General features: G+C 68.6%; 15 protein-coding genes and 1 riboswitch. Of the genes, 2 read left to right on the top strand and 13 right to left on the bottom strand.

Annotation, left to right across the window (positions count from 1 at the left end; genetic code table 11):
• Nucleotides 1–69: 69 nt before the first annotated feature.
• A complete protein-coding gene (locus AC1DF4_RS16195; protein WP_476864488.1) occupies nt 70–714 on the top strand; it encodes a TIGR03085 family metal-binding protein in 645 nt (214 codons plus the stop codon).
• A 10-nt stretch (nt 715–724) separates the two neighbouring features.
• Here AC1DF4_RS16195 and AC1DF4_RS16190 read toward each other — a convergent pair whose 3' ends face one another.
• The 13 genes from AC1DF4_RS16190 to def all read right to left on the bottom strand — a co-directional run bounded on the left by AC1DF4_RS16190 (nt 725) and on the right by def (nt 11,351).
• Nucleotides 725–1,063, bottom strand: a complete 339-nt coding sequence (locus AC1DF4_RS16190) for a hypothetical protein (RefSeq protein WP_476913836.1) — start codon at nt 1,061–1,063, stop codon at nt 725–727.
• Nucleotides 1,064–1,079: 16 nt separating this feature from the next.
• Nucleotides 1,080–1,856, bottom strand: coding sequence for an imidazole glycerol phosphate synthase subunit HisF (gene hisF, locus AC1DF4_RS16185; RefSeq protein WP_441407017.1), 777 nt, complete (start codon nt 1,854–1,856; stop codon nt 1,080–1,082).
• Nucleotides 1,857–1,900: 44 nt separating this feature from the next.
• Nucleotides 1,901–2,743: an ATP phosphoribosyltransferase gene (gene hisG / locus AC1DF4_RS16180; protein WP_476913835.1), complete on the bottom strand. Its 843-nt coding sequence runs from the start codon at nt 2,741–2,743 to the stop codon at nt 1,901–1,903.
• Nucleotides 2,744–2,848: 105 nt separating this feature from the next.
• Nucleotides 2,849–3,112: a phosphoribosyl-ATP diphosphatase gene (locus AC1DF4_RS16175; RefSeq protein ID WP_024367461.1), complete on the bottom strand. Its 264-nt coding sequence runs from the start codon at nt 3,110–3,112 to the stop codon at nt 2,849–2,851.
• A 128-nt stretch (nt 3,113–3,240) separates the two neighbouring features.
• A complete protein-coding gene (ribH, locus tag AC1DF4_RS16170) occupies nt 3,241–3,726 on the bottom strand; it encodes a 6,7-dimethyl-8-ribityllumazine synthase (RefSeq protein WP_441407019.1) in 486 nt (161 codons plus the stop codon).
• An 85-nt stretch (nt 3,727–3,811) separates the two neighbouring features.
• Nucleotides 3,812–4,510, bottom strand: coding sequence for a GTP cyclohydrolase II (gene ribA / locus AC1DF4_RS16165; RefSeq protein ID WP_476913834.1), 699 nt, complete (start codon nt 4,508–4,510; stop codon nt 3,812–3,814).
• An 11-nt stretch (nt 4,511–4,521) separates the two neighbouring features.
• Nucleotides 4,522–5,169 carry a 3,4-dihydroxy-2-butanone-4-phosphate synthase gene (ribB, locus tag AC1DF4_RS16160; protein WP_476913898.1) on the bottom strand — a complete coding sequence of 216 codons (648 nt, stop codon included), beginning with the start codon at nt 5,167–5,169 and terminating at the stop codon, nt 4,522–4,524.
• A gap of 83 nt (nt 5,170–5,252) precedes the next feature.
• Entirely contained in the window at nt 5,253–5,921 is a 669-nt protein-coding gene (locus AC1DF4_RS16155) for a riboflavin synthase (protein WP_476913833.1), read from the bottom strand.
• Complete coding sequence (ribD, locus tag AC1DF4_RS16150) at nt 5,921–6,991, bottom strand: bifunctional diaminohydroxyphosphoribosylaminopyrimidine deaminase/5-amino-6-(5-phosphoribosylamino)uracil reductase RibD (RefSeq protein WP_476913897.1); 1,071 nt, start codon at nt 6,989–6,991, stop codon at nt 5,921–5,923. Before ribD ends, AC1DF4_RS16155 begins: the two co-directional genes overlap by 1 nt.
• Before the next feature lie 257 nt (nt 6,992–7,248).
• Nucleotides 7,249–7,399, bottom strand: a riboswitch (FMN riboswitch).
• Nucleotides 7,400–7,480: 81 nt separating this feature from the next.
• Entirely contained in the window at nt 7,481–8,137 is a 657-nt protein-coding gene (gene rpe, locus AC1DF4_RS16145) for a ribulose-phosphate 3-epimerase (RefSeq protein ID WP_476913832.1), read from the bottom strand.
• 75 nt (nt 8,138–8,212) lie between these two features.
• A complete protein-coding gene (locus AC1DF4_RS16140; protein ID WP_476913831.1) occupies nt 8,213–9,841 on the bottom strand; it encodes an RsmB/NOP family class I SAM-dependent RNA methyltransferase in 1,629 nt (542 codons plus the stop codon).
• Nucleotides 9,838–10,758 (bottom strand): methionyl-tRNA formyltransferase, encoded by a 921-nt coding sequence (fmt, locus tag AC1DF4_RS16135; protein WP_476913830.1) that lies wholly within the window; start codon nt 10,756–10,758, stop codon nt 9,838–9,840. The genes AC1DF4_RS16140 and fmt overlap by 4 nt, the downstream gene beginning before the upstream one ends.
• Entirely contained in the window at nt 10,755–11,351 is a 597-nt protein-coding gene (gene def / locus AC1DF4_RS16130; protein ID WP_476913829.1) for a peptide deformylase, read from the bottom strand. Before def ends, fmt begins: the two co-directional genes overlap by 4 nt.
• A gap of 594 nt (nt 11,352–11,945) precedes the next feature.
• On the opposite strand from def, the gene AC1DF4_RS16125 reads away from it, so the two are divergent.
• Nucleotides 11,946–12,898, top strand: a 953-nt coding sequence (locus AC1DF4_RS16125) for a DUF222 domain-containing protein (protein ID WP_476913828.1), incomplete at its 3' end; no start/stop codon positions are given.

The following is a 12,898-nucleotide window of genomic DNA, read 5'->3' as shown; positions in this document are numbered from 1 at the left end:
CCTTCCCGGCGCCGAATGACGGCGGTTCAGGTGCACACGCGCCGTCGTCTCGTGCTAGTTTCACAAGTGATGCATTTCGTCGATCCGTCCCGAGAAGTTCTGGCCGAAACCTTACTGGCGGCCGGTCCTGACTCCCCCACGCTCTGTAAGGGCTGGCTCACAAGGGACCTTGCCGCCCACCTGTACCTGCGCGAGCGGAAAGCCGCCGTCGGACTTGGCCTGCTGATCAAGCGCCTGTCCAAGGCGTCGGACCAGGCCACGGCCGATCTGGCAGCCAAGCTTAAGACGCCGGAGGACTACAACAAGCTGGTCAATTCCTTCCGTGCCGGCCCGTCTGCGTTCTCCCCCATGAAGATCAAGGCCCTTGACGAGAGCGCCAACCTGATCGAATACTTCGTCCACACCGAGGACGTCCGCCGGGCCGTGGACCGCTGGGCGCCCCGTGCCCTCGACGAGGAATATTCCGACGCCCTCTGGGATGAACTGGTCAAACGGGCAGCCATCCTCTACCGTGGCGTGGACCTCGGGATCGTGCTGGTGCGCCCCTCCGGACCCCGGCACGTCGCCAAGCGCGCTCCCGTGTCCGTCGCGATCGTCGGCGAGCCGGGCGAACTCCTGATGCACGCCCACGGCCGCACCCGCCACGCGCTGGTGACCTTCGAAGGCCAGCCGGACGCCGTCGCGCTCCTGCAGTCCGCCGAAGTCGGACTCTAAGCTCCTCGAATCAGGGCTGCGGTATCACGTAGTGGGCGGCAACTGTCAGAACCAGGATGACCGGCACGGCGAAGACGACACGTCGGTACATACCGCCCAGCAGGCCGTTTGCTCGGGGCCGAAGCAACACCCCGACGACGACAGTCGCGAGCAGTGCGAAGAGGATGCCTGCGCTGATCAGCGATGCACGAACCGGCAGCAAATGCGGAGCGCACATGGCCTGAAGACTGACCGCACATCCCCAACCGGGCAGGACCGGCTGCGCCATCCAAAGAACGAGCATGCCCAGAAGGACGACGCCGGCAGCGACTACAGGTGAGCGCGTCGCGCCGCGTGTCTGAATGGGCATGTTGCCAGACTACCGATCAGCGGACCTCGAAGCCTGCTTCGCGGATCGCGGCCTTGACCTGGGCGATCATGTCCAGCGGGCCGAAGTGGAACACCGACGCGGCGAGCACCGCGTCAGCCCCTGCAGCCACGGCCGGCGGGAAGTGCTCCGGCTTGCCGGCACCGCCGGAGGCAATGAGCGGAACCTTGACCCCGGCCCGCGCGAGCCGGATCAGTTCCAGGTCGAAGCCGTCCTTGGTGCCGTCGGCGTCGATCGAGTTGAGCAGGATTTCACCCACTCCGCGGTCGGCCGCCTCACGGGCCCAGGCGATGGCGTCGATCCCCGTGCCCTGGCGGCCGCCGTGGGTGGTGACCTCGAAGCCGGAGGGGGTGGGCTGCGAACCCGGACGCGTGCGGCGCGCATCGAGGGACAGCACCAGGACCTGGGAACCGAAGTGCCGTGTGATCTCATCGATTACGTCGGGACGTGCGACGGCGGCGGTGTTGATTGCCGCCTTGTCCGCGCCGCAGCGCAGGAGCCGGTCCACCTCGGCCACGCCGCGGACGCCGCCACCGACGGTCAGCGGGATGAAGACTTCCTCGGCGGTGCGCCGGACGACGTCGAACGTGGTTTCCCGGTTGCCCGAGGAGGCCGTGACGTCCAGGAAGGTCAGCTCGTCGGCGCCGCCGTTGTCATAGCGATGCGCCAGCTCGACGGGATCTCCGGCGTCGCGGAGACCTTCGAAATTGATGCCCTTGACCACGCGGCCGGCATCAACGTCCAGGCACGGGATAACGCGGACGGCTACAGCCATGACTTCTCCTGGTATTCGCTTGCGGAAGGTTTACGCGCGCCGGGTCAGATGCGGCAGGCGTGGATGGTGCTGACCAGGATGGCGCGGGCGCCGAGGTCGTACAGCTCGTCCATGATCCGGTTGGTCTGCCGCTTGGGCACCATTGACCGGACGGCAACCCAATCCGAGTCGCGCAGCGGGGATACCGTGGGCGATTCCAGGCCGGGCGTGAGGGCTGCGGCTGCTTCCACGAGCTCCTTGCGGATGTCGTAGTCCATCATGACGTACTGCCGCGCCACGAGGACGCCCTGCAGACGGCGGATCAGGACCTCGGCGGCCGGGTTCTGCTCGCCCTTGCGGCCGATCAGGACGGCCTCGGAGTTCAGGATGGGCTGGCCGAAGATCTCCATACCGGCCGCCTTGAGCGTGTTGCCGGTTTCGACGACGTCGGCGATCGCGTCCGCGACGCCGAGGCGGACCGAGGATTCCACGGCGCCGTCGAGGCGGACCACTTTGGCCTTGATGCCGCGATCGGCGAGGTAGCCGCGCAGCAGTCCGTCGTAGCTGGTGGCGAGTCGCTTGCCCTCGAGCTCCTCGACCGTGGTGAAGTCGCCCACCGGCCCGGCGAAGCGGAAGGTGGAGGCCGCGAAGCCCAACGGGAGCAGCTCTTCGGCTTCAACCTCGGCGTCGAGGAGCAGGTCGCGGCCGGTGATGCCGACGTCGAGCGTGCCCTGGCCGACGTAGACGGCGATGTCGCGGGGGCGGAGGAAGAAGAATTCAATGTCGTTGTCCGGGTCCACCATGACCAGCTCGCGGGTATCGCGGCGCTGGCGGTAGCCGGCCTCGGCGAGCATGGCGGAAGCGGCTTCGGACAGGGATCCCTTGTTCGGGACGGCAACTCTCAGCATTGGGGAGGTCTTTCTGGTTAGGAAGCAGTCGGTTCAGGCACAGCGGGCCACGTTATGCACCGGATTCGCAGGGCAGGGCCTGCGGGGGTTCCGGCGGGGACGTGGCTAGAGATGCTTGTAGACGTCTTCCAGGCTGAGTCCTTTGGCGAGCATCAGAACCTGCAGGTGATAGAGCAGCTGCGAGATTTCTTCAGCGGCGGCTTCATCGGATTCGTATTCGGCAGCCATCCAGACCTCGGCTGCTTCCTCCACGACTTTCTTGCCGATGCCGTGGACTCCGGAATCCAGTTCGGCGACGGTGCGGGAGCCCTCCGGGCGGACGGCTGCCTTCTCACTCAGTTCTGCGAACAGCGATTCGAAATTCTTCACACCCTCCAGCCTACTTGCTCGCGGGCGGAGGGCGCCTGCCGGGGGCTTGCATGACGGCGGGGATGTGAGTGATGACACAGCGAAGGGCACGGCCGGGCCCTCTTCGGGGCCCGGCCGTACCCCTTGGGTTAGCTGTACTGCTTGAGCGTCACCGCGGTGGCGAGGGCTGCGGTGACGGCCTCGTGGCCCTTGTCTTCGGTGGAACCCGGCAGGCCGGCGCGGTCGATGCCCTGCTGTTCCGTGTCACAGGTCAGCACGCCGAAGCCGACGGGGATGCCGGTGCGCACGGAGACCTCGGTCAGGCCCAGTGTGGCCGCCTCGCAGACATACTCGAAGTGCGGGGTTCCGCCGCGGATCACGACGCCGAGCGCCACGACGGCGTCGAAGTGCGGCGCCAGCCGGGCGGCGGCAACGGGGAGCTCGAATGTCCCGGGGACGCGGAGCACCGTAGGTTCGCTGATGCCGGCGTCCTTGGCCGCGCGCAGGGCGCCGTCCAGGAGCCCGTCCATGATCTGGGTGTGCCAGCTGGCGGCCACGATGGCCAGTTTCAGCCGGGAGGTTTCCTCCGGCTGGAAGGTGCTGAGGTCAATCTGTGGTGCGCCGTGTCCGCTCATCTGGGAATCCTTGTTCTGCTCAGTCGTGTGCTGTTAAGTCGTGTTGGCAATGTCAGCGTGCCCGTCCGGGCAGGCTGAAAGTCTTTCAGTCTTGTTCGTGGTCGAATCCGCGCGGACCGGCGACCGGGGTGGCCGGTTCCATGTCCAGGACCAGCCGGTGGTCCATCCGGTCCTTTTTGGTCTGCAGGTACCGGAGGTTCTGTTCGCGGGACGGCACCTCGGTGGGCACCATTTCCACGACGCGGACGCCGGCCTGGGCCAGCCGGTCCTGCTTGTCCGGGTTGTTGCTCAGCAGGCGGATCTCGGAAAGTCCCATGTCCGCGAGGATCTGGGCCGCGGCCTTGTAGCAGCGGGCATCCACGGGAAGGCCCAGCTGTTCGTTGGCCTCCACCGTGTCGAAGCCGGCCTCCTGCAGGGCGTAGGCCTTCATCTTGTTCGCCAGGCCGATCCCGCGGCCCTCCTGGCCGCGCAGGTACAGCAGCGTCCCGCCGAACTCGTTGATCAGCTCGAGGGCGTAAGCCAGCTGCTCACCGCAGTCGCAGCGGTAGGAACCGAATACATCTCCGGTGAGGCACTCCGAGTGCAGGCGGACCAACGGGGCCGTCCCGCCCACAGGCGGCAGCGGAGAGCTGACCGCCAGGTGCTCGGCGCCGGTGGCGAGATCTGTCCAGGCCTGCGCCACGAAGTCGCCGAAGGCGGTGGGCAACTGCACGATCGGGCCGGCGCTGACCGGATGCGGCTGGCGTTCGGCCGCCATCTGTTCTTGTGCTTCAGACGTCGTCATTGTTTCCTCCATCACGCGGGATCCGCTGCGTGTCCGGCGGGCTGCCGGGCCTCAAGATAAGCAACCAGGTCGGCTATCGAGATCAGCGGGCAGCCGTGTTCCCGCGCGAAGCCGCGAAGCCCGTCCAGCCGCATCATCTCTCCGTTGTCGTGTACTACTTCTGCGATCACACCAACGGGCTCGAGTCCGGCCAGCTGGCACAGTTCCACGGCCGCTTCGGTGTGGCCGGGGCGTTCCCGCACTCCCCCCTTAACGGCGCGAAGGGGGAAAACATGCCCGGGACGGGTCAGGGCCGCCGGCTCGCTCCCGGGATCGGCCAGGATCCGGGCTGTCAGGGCCCGGTCCGTGGCGGAGATTCCGGTGCTGACGCCCACCGCGGCGTCGCAGGACACCGTGTAGGCGGTGCCCTTGGCGTCCTCGTTGATTTCGACCATCGGCGGCAGCGCGAGGGTGTCGGCGCGGCCGCCGTCGAGCGGTACGCAGATGACCCCGGAGCTGTACCGGATGGTCCAGCCCATCAGGGCCGGGGTGGCGTGCTGCGCGGCGAAGATGATGTCGCCTTCGTTTTCGCGGTCCTCGTTGTCGACCACCAGGACGGGGCGTCCGGCGGCGATCGCGCTGATGGCGTCTTCGATCAGGTCGAGGCCTGCCGGCGGGATGACTGCGGGGGCAAGTTCCGCTGGAAGTGCGGCGTCGGCGGCGTCAGTGAGGAGAGGCCGGGCTGGGATGTCCTTGACGTTGTTCACGCTGTCGCCCCCTCTGCGCGTACTGGTGCTCCCCCGGCTGCCGCGCCGGCTGCTGTCCCGGAAAACGCGAGCAGGCGCTCAGTGTACTTCGCCAGGACGTCCACTTCGAGGTTTACCTGGCCGCCAATTGCTTTCGCGCCCAGGCCGGTGTCGGCCAGCGTGGTGGGGATCAGCCCCACTTCGAACCACGGCGCCTGGTCATTGGCCGGGCTCACGGCGGTGACCGTCAGGGAAACGCCGTCGACCGCGATGGAGCCCTTCTCAGCGATGTAGCGTGCAAGCCCTGCGGGAACGCCGAAGCGGAGCCGGTCCCAGTTGCCCAGCGCCTCGCGCTCAAGCAGCTGGCCGACGCCGTCGACGTGGCCCTGGACGACGTGGCCGTCGAGCCGCCCGCCGGCCGGAACACAACGCTCCAGGTTGACCGGGTCCCCCGCGGCGAGTTCGCCGATGGTGCTGCGGATGAGGGTCTCGCCCATGACGTCGACGCTGAAGTCCTTGCCGTCGATCTCCGTGGCCGTGAGGCAGACGCCGTTGACCGCGATGGAGCCGCCAAGGGCCAGCCCGTCGGTGCTGCCCGGCGCGTGGAGCCGGACGGTGGCGCTGATGTCGCCGTTGCGCTCAACGGACAACACCTTTCCCTGCTCGGCGATTATTCCGGTAAACATCAGTTGCCTCCTGCGGCGGTGTCCGCGCTGGCGCGGAGCTGGGTTGAAGCGGATGAAGTGTTTGTCAGGGCGGGGTGCAAATGCAGCCGGAGGTCGCGGCCGAGCTGCTGGACCGCACCGCCCGACGCCGCATCCCATTCCCAGCGCTGGGAGTCGGCCAGGGTGGTGATGCCGAGGTCCTCCAGCGCCGGGGTTCCGGAGCCAAGGAGGGTCGGGGCGAGGTAGACGATGAGCTCGTCGACGAGTCCGGCGGCGAGGAAGGCGCTGAGGATCCGGGAGCCGCCTTCGACCATGAGGTGCCGGACGCCGGCGGTGAAGAGCTCGTCCAACGCTTCCCGCGGGTCGCGGGTGGGCAGATGGAGGACCTTGCCGTCGTCGCCGTTGATCGCCGCGCCCTCGGGGATCCCGCGGTAGCCCATCACCACACGCAGCGGCTGCCGGCCGGCAGGTGCGCCGTCGGTGTTTCGGGCGGTGAGGCGCGGGTTGTCGACCAGAACCGTCTGCGTCCCGACCAGGATCGCGTCGATCCGCCCGCGCAGGGCGTGGTTGTCGGCGAGCGATTCCGGGCTGGAGATCCACTGGCTGGTGCCGTCGCTGGCGGCGATCCGGCTGTCGAGGGTCTGCGCGATATGCAGGGTGACGAACGGCCGTCGGCCGGCGACGGCATCGAACCAGCGCCGGTTCAGTTCCAGGGCGGCTTCGGCGCCGAGCCCGGAGCGGACGCGCACTCCCGCGGCACGCAATGTGGCCGCGCCGCCCGCCGCGGGGTCGTGCGGATCGTCGATCGCGTAGACGACGTCCGCGACGCCGGCCTCGATGATCGCCTGGGCGCAGGGCCCCGTGCGCCCGCAGTGGTTGCAGGGCTCAAGGGTGACCACCATGGTGGTGCCCCTGAGGTCGTGGCCGGCGGCTTTCGCCTGGTCAATCGCGTCGGCTTCAGCATGGGCGCTGCCGGCCCCGCGGTGGTAGCCGGTAACCAGGTGCGTTCCGTCGGGGGCGATCACGACGGCGCCAACCAGCGGGTTCGCGCCCCGCGGCCCTTGCAGGGCCGCTGCGAGGGCGGCATCCATGGCGGCGGCCTCGGCTGCGCTGAAACCCGCAGCGGTGAGATCCGCAGCAGCCAGGGCCGCGGCGTCGTCCGTCGTTTCGTGTGGAGAGTGCTTGACGCTCATCAACCTGCCACCGGGCCTTCGAGGACCGGAGTGGTGGTGAAGAGCCATCGCAGAGAGTACATGTGTGTGTCGTTCCTTCCCTCAAAAGCCGCGATGGCTCCGGGGGTATACGACAGCGAACTTCCGCGGCGCCACAGGGCTCCGCAGTAACAGCTGTACGTGCTTCTCTCATCCAGACTTTAACTGTCGGTACCGGAATTCCACCGGTTCAACCGTCTGCCGGCATTCCTCCCAAAGGAAGCGCCGGCTCGCGGGTCGCGGACTATAACCGCCGGTTCGGACTTACACCGACCCCGGAGCACGTATGTGTCTTGCTATTCTGGCACAACCGCCCGGCAGGTTTGGCTATTCCCGCGGGCGCGATGTTACGGCGTGCGTCATTTTCAGTTAGCGCTGGCCGGCGGCGCGGAGGCGCTCGATCGCCTCGGCCGGGTCCTCGGCACCGTAGATGGCGGAACCGGCCACGAAGACGTTGGCACCGGCGTCCGCAGCGCGCCAGATGTTGTCCGCTGTGATGCCGCCGTCGACCTGCAGTGACACATCCAGGCCGGACGCATCAATGGCCGCGCGGGCACGGCGGATCTTGGGCAGCGTGAGGTCCAGGAATTCCTGGCCGCCAAAGCCCGGCTCCACCGTCATGATCAGCAGCATGTCGATCTCGCCGAGCATGTCCAGGAAAGGCTCCACACCGCTGCCCGGCCGGAGCGCCAGGCCCGCCTTGGCCCCGCGGGCCCGCAGGTCGCGGGCGAGCTTGATGGGGGCAATCGAGGCCTCGGCATGGAACGTCACGGAGGCGACACCGGCGTCCGCATAGGCCGGAGCCCAGCGATCCGCATGCTCGATCATGAGGTGCGCATCCAGCGGCACGGGGCTGATTTCCTGCAGGCGGGCAACGACCGGCAACCCCAGCGAGAGGTTCGGCACGAAGTGGTTGTCCATGACGTCCACGTGGACCGCATCGGCGTTGCTGATTCTTCGCAGTTCGGCTTCGAGGTTGGCGAAGTCGGCGGAGAGAATGCTCGGGTTGATACAGCACTTGGCCATGTGAAAATCCTTGTCGTTCTGCTGAGGTGTCCTGTTGAAGGCGCGGGTTTCCAGTGCCCCCAGTATTCCCTGTGGTCAGGCCTTTTTGTGGATGAGCGCCAGGAACATGGCATCCGTCCGGTGCACATGCGGCCAGAGCTGGGCAGTGAGCTCGTGTCCGGCGTCGAGGTGGCCCGTCAGGCTGACGCTGTCCAGCACCGCGCCGGCGTCGAGCAGTTCAAGATCGTCGCGTTTGCGCAGCACGTCGCTGACGACGGCGGTCGTCTCCGCCGGATGCGGCGAGCACGTCACGTAGGCCACGACGCCTCCGGGCTTCACGGCTGCCAGCGCGGACTTGAGCAGCTCGCGCTGCAGCGGGCCGAGGTCCGTCAGGTCCTTGGGGGTTCGGCGCCAGCGCGATTCCGGGCGGCGACGGAGGGCGCCGAGACCGGTGCACGGCGCGTCGACAAGCACGCGGTCGAAGCTCTCCGGCATTTCCGTACCGACCTCGCGGCCGTCGCCGGTCCGAACGTGCCAGACCTCGTGCGGCACGGCGGCGAGGGCCTGCCGGACCAGTTTGGCGCGGTGCGGTGCCGGTTCGTTGGCCAGCAGCGTGGCGCCCTGCTCCCGGGCGAGGGCGCCGAGCAGGGCCGCCTTGCCGCCGGGGCCGGCGCACATGTCCAGCCAGCGTTCGGCCTTTTCAGGCGCGGGGCTGCCATCGCCGTCGGGCCCGTTGGTGCTGCTGGTGCTGCTGGTGCTGCCACCGAGATCGACGGCGGCCATGGCACGGGCGACCAGCTGCGAGCCGACGTCCTGGACGCGGGTGGTGCCTTCGCGGACCGATGCGAGCCGGCCGAGGTCGCCGCCGCTGGAGAGCGCCGACCCTTCGACGAGTTCACCGGGTGTGGCTCCGCCTTCAAGGGCCTCGTCCAGACTGCCGAGTCCGGGGAGTGCCACGAGGTTGACCACCGGCGCGGCGTTGTCCGCCTCGAGGAGGTCACTGATTTCGCTGACGGGACGCCCGTGGGCCACGAGGGACTGCCGGAGCGCCCGGACAATCCACTCCGGGTGGGCGTACCGGATGGCGGCCTTTTTCGTTTCGTCCGTCTCGTCGCTGAGCAGCAGGTCCAGCCACTCCTCGAGGGTTCGGGCTGAAACTTTGCGCAGCACGGCGTTGATGAGGGCGGACGGGCCGGCGCCAATGACGGCACGGGCCAGGCCAACGGTCTGGTCCAGCGCGGCGTGCGCGGGGACGCGCATTGCCAGCAGCTGGTGGGCGCCGATCCGGAGCGCGTCGAGGATTGCCGGGTCCAGCTGGTCCAGCGGCCGGTCCACGCAGCGGGCCAGGATCGCGTCGTAGGTGCCCTGGCCGCGCAGTGCGCCGTAGCTCAGTTCCGTGGCGAAGCCGGCGTCGCGCTTGTCCAGGTTGTGGTGCCGGATCCGGGCGGGCAGCACGAGGTTGGCGTAGGCGTCCTCGGAGGCGACGGCGCGGAGCACTTCGAAGGCCACCAGCCGGGCGGGATCGGCCCGGCGGGTACGCTGGGACGGCGCGTTCTCGGTAAAGCCGCGCTGCGGACCGCGGTTCCGTTCGCGGCCCTGCGCGTTCCGCATGCTGCCGTCCCGGCCCCTACCGCCTTGGCCGCCTTGGCCGGAGCCGCGCTGGCCGCCTGATCCCCCGCGCTGGGGGCCGTTGCCGCGGCCGCTGCCGCTCCCGGACTCGCTCATTCGAATACCACGCTTTCAAGTGTTGCCTGTCCGCGCGCCCAATCAGCGGCGGTCATCATCTTCTTGCCCGAAGGCTGGACCCGGGTGAGTTCCACCGGGTGGGAGCCGGTTCCCACGAGCACGCTCTTGCCGTCCACGGCGAGCTGCCCGGGCTTCAGGGCCGGTCCCCCGGGCCGCAGCACTACCGGTTCCAGCTTGATCCGCTGGCCGTCGAGGGTGGTCCAGGCGCCGGGCTCGGGAGTAACTCCACGCGCCCGCCGTCCGATCGCCAAAGCGGGCTGCTTCCAGTCGAGGCGGCCGTCCTCGAGGGTGAGTTTGGGGGCCAGGCTGACCTCGCCCTGCTGCGGCACGGCGGTGGCCCGGCCGGCGTCGACGGCGGACAGCGTTTGGGTCAGCAGCACGGCGCCGCTGTGCGACAGCCGGTCCAGCAGCGCGCCGGCGGTGTCGTCGGGCTGCACGGCTTCGGTCAGGGTACCGAACACGGGGCCGGTGTCCAGCCCCTCCTCCAGCAGGAAGGTGACGGCACCGGTGACGTCGTCGCCGGCGATCAGCGACCGCTGCACGGGGGCAGCGCCGCGCCAGGCCGGCAGCAGGGAGAAGTGCAGGTTGATCCAGCCATGGCGGGGAAGGTCCAGGGCCGGCCGGGGAATGAGCCCGCCGTAGGCCACGATGGCGGCGACGTCCGGGGCGGCGGCCGCAATCTGCTCAGTCACCCCGGCGTCGACTTTGGCGGCGCGGATGATGTTGATGCCCAGTTCCCCGGCCCGGGCGGCAACGGGCGACGGCGTCAGCACACGCTTGCGTCCCAGCGGCGCGTCCGGGCGCGTAAGGACGGCGATGACGTCGAACCCTGCTGCGACGAGCGCGTCCAGAGACGGCACTGCCACAGCCGGCGTGCCTGCGAAGAGAACCCTCACTGGGCGTTTCCGAAGGAGCCGAAGCTTCCCGAACCTGCAGTGCCGGAACCAAAGCTGGTGCCGACCGTTTTGGCGCGCTTCGCCGTCGTCTGCTCAGTGATGGAGTCGTAGTTGGCGTTCCGGATGGCGCGCAGTGCGGTCTTCCTGTCCTCGCCTTCCAGCCGGTCGGTGAAGAGGATGCCGTCGAGGTGGTCGGTTTCGTGCTGGAAGGCACGTGCCAGCATGCCCTCGCCCTCCACAGTGACGGGGTTGCCGTGCAGGTCTACGCCGGTGACGCGGGTGTGCCGGTGCCGGCGGACCGGGAAGCCCAGCCCGGGGATCGAAAGGCAACCTTCGACCTCGTCGGGCTGGAAGTCCTCGCTGTTTTCCAGCACCGGGTTGATGATGTGTCCCTCGACGCCGTGAATGCGGTAGGTGAAAACGCGCTGGCTGACGCCGACCTGCGGTGCGGCCAGGCCTGCCCCATCGACGTCCTCCATGGTTTCGGTCATGTCGGCAACAAGCTTCGCCAGCTCAGGCCCGAATTCCGTCACGGGATCGGCAACTGTGCGCAGCACAGGATCCCCGATGATGCGGATATTCAAAATGGCCATGTGCAATCTGTCCTTACGGTGGGCGGCGGCGGGATCCAGTCCAGTTTAGTTGCACTCCGGGACTGGGCCGGGACGGGTCCGGTGAATCGGCCTGGGCGGGGGTGACCGGTGTCCCGGGTGGGTGCAGGTGGCGGGGCGGCAGGGCGGGTCGCGTGGCGCGGGCGGGTCGCGTGGCGGAAGCCTCGTGGCGGGGGCGAGTCGGACGGCATAGCCACGAGTGGTGCCGGTCGGGGCGGCAACCGATCTGCCCGACGACCGTGGGGACCGCCCGCATCTGTGCCCTCTCCCCCGGCTTGCGAACCCGGCTTTGGTGCCCTCAGAGGCTTCGATGACGAAACGATGCCGGTTTGGTGAGGAAGCTGGCTGGAATCGGGGCGGGTTCCTCTGGTCGCGAAAAATGTCGGTGCTGCCTGATGGAATGGTTCCATGAAAGCCGCCAAGGATTTCATCACCGTCGAGGATCCGGGCCGGAGAACGACTCCGGCCGGGCGCTCCGGTGCGAACGGTCCTATGCCGCTGGTAGAAGTCCGGTCCTTCCGGGGCGGGTTCCCGGGGGTGGCGTAAATTGTCGGTGCTGCCTGATGGAATAGTTCCATGAAAGCCGCCAGGGATTTCATCACCGTCGAGGATCCGGGCCGGGGAACGAATCCGGCCGGGCAGTCCGGCGCGGGCCGCGTTGAGGGATTGCACTGCGCGGATTCTCTGGTCAGCACGGACGGCCTGAAAATTGCGCTGGCCTTGCTGCGGGAGGCAAGTTCGACGGCGGTCGAGGATTCGGCGTTGCTGGGGTTCCAGGCCGCGGCGGATCTTGCGGGGACGGTGGAGGAGTTCTCGCGGGTTGTGGAGTATCTGCAGCTGGTGGCGGCCGGTGCCGTGGACCGGACCCGGAAACAAGCCACGGCCGCCGCCCCGAAAGCGCACACGGCGTGGACCACCGGCTGGCGCGATGACACCAGCTACGGGACCCCCGCCACGTCGAACCATGCTTCCGGCACCGTAGCCAGCGCCGCAGCCGAAGCCGAAGCCGCGAACACCGGTGCCGCCGAAACGGCGGGTTCCGTGGCGGATTCAGGGGCAGCGGTGGTGGATGACGGGTACCGGAACACTGCAGAGTTCCTCCGGGCGCGGCTGAGGATCAGTCCCGCCGAGGCCCGCCGCCGCCTCGCCCTCGGCGGGAGCCTGTTGCCGCGGCAGGGATTCGCCGGGGAACCCTTGCCAGCGGTCCATGGGGAACTCGGTGCCGCCGTCGCCGTCGGCGAGGTCGCGTCCAGGGCCGCGACCATCATCACCCTGGCCCTGGACCGGGTCCGGCACGCCTGCGACGCCGAGGCCGCGGCGCGGATGGAGCACGCCCTGACCCGCAGCGCGGCCGAGAACGACCCGGACTTCCTCTCCCGGATGGCCCGGTCCTGGATTGACGCGCTGGACCAGGACGGCGCCGAGCCCTCCGAGGAACTCCTGCGCCAGCTCCAGGGCGCCTTCATCCGCAAACCCCGCCACGGACTCCAGCACCTGGAAATCTTCGCGACCGCCGAACAGTTCGAACA

This window comes from Arthrobacter sp. 05N429 (assembly GCF_056397045.1).
The sequence above is the reverse complement of the archived record's forward strand: the minus strand, read 5'-3'. Positions and strand labels throughout refer to the sequence as shown.

What these genes read in the sequence shown, in the direction of transcription:
- AC1DF4_RS16195 (WP_476864488.1), top strand. Translation starts at nt 70, where the DNA reads ATGCATTTCGTCGATCCGTCCCGAGAAGTTCTGGCCGAAACCTTACTG.
- AC1DF4_RS16190 (WP_476913836.1), bottom strand. Translation starts at nt 1,063, where the DNA reads ATGCCCATTCAGACACGCGGCGCGACGCGCTCACCTGTAGTCGCTGCC.
- hisF (WP_441407017.1), bottom strand. Translation starts at nt 1,856, where the DNA reads ATGGCTGTAGCCGTCCGCGTTATCCCGTGCCTGGACGTTGATGCCGGC.
- hisG (WP_476913835.1), bottom strand. Translation starts at nt 2,743, where the DNA reads ATGCTGAGAGTTGCCGTCCCGAACAAGGGATCCCTGTCCGAAGCCGCT.
- ribH (WP_441407019.1), bottom strand. Translation starts at nt 3,726, where the DNA reads ATGAGCGGACACGGCGCACCACAGATTGACCTCAGCACCTTCCAGCCG.
- ribA (WP_476913834.1), bottom strand. Translation starts at nt 4,510, where the DNA reads ATGACGACGTCTGAAGCACAAGAACAGATGGCGGCCGAACGCCAGCCG.
- AC1DF4_RS16155 (WP_476913833.1), bottom strand. Translation starts at nt 5,921, where the DNA reads ATGTTTACCGGAATAATCGCCGAGCAGGGAAAGGTGTTGTCCGTTGAG.
- ribD (WP_476913897.1), bottom strand. Translation starts at nt 6,991, where the DNA reads ATGGATGCCGCCCTCGCAGCGGCCCTGCAAGGGCCGCGGGGCGCGAAC.
- rpe (WP_476913832.1), bottom strand. Translation starts at nt 8,137, where the DNA reads ATGGCCAAGTGCTGTATCAACCCGAGCATTCTCTCCGCCGACTTCGCC.
- AC1DF4_RS16140 (WP_476913831.1), bottom strand. Translation starts at nt 9,841, where the DNA reads ATGAGCGAGTCCGGGAGCGGCAGCGGCCGCGGCAACGGCCCCCAGCGC.
- def (WP_476913829.1), bottom strand. Translation starts at nt 11,351, where the DNA reads ATGGCCATTTTGAATATCCGCATCATCGGGGATCCTGTGCTGCGCACA.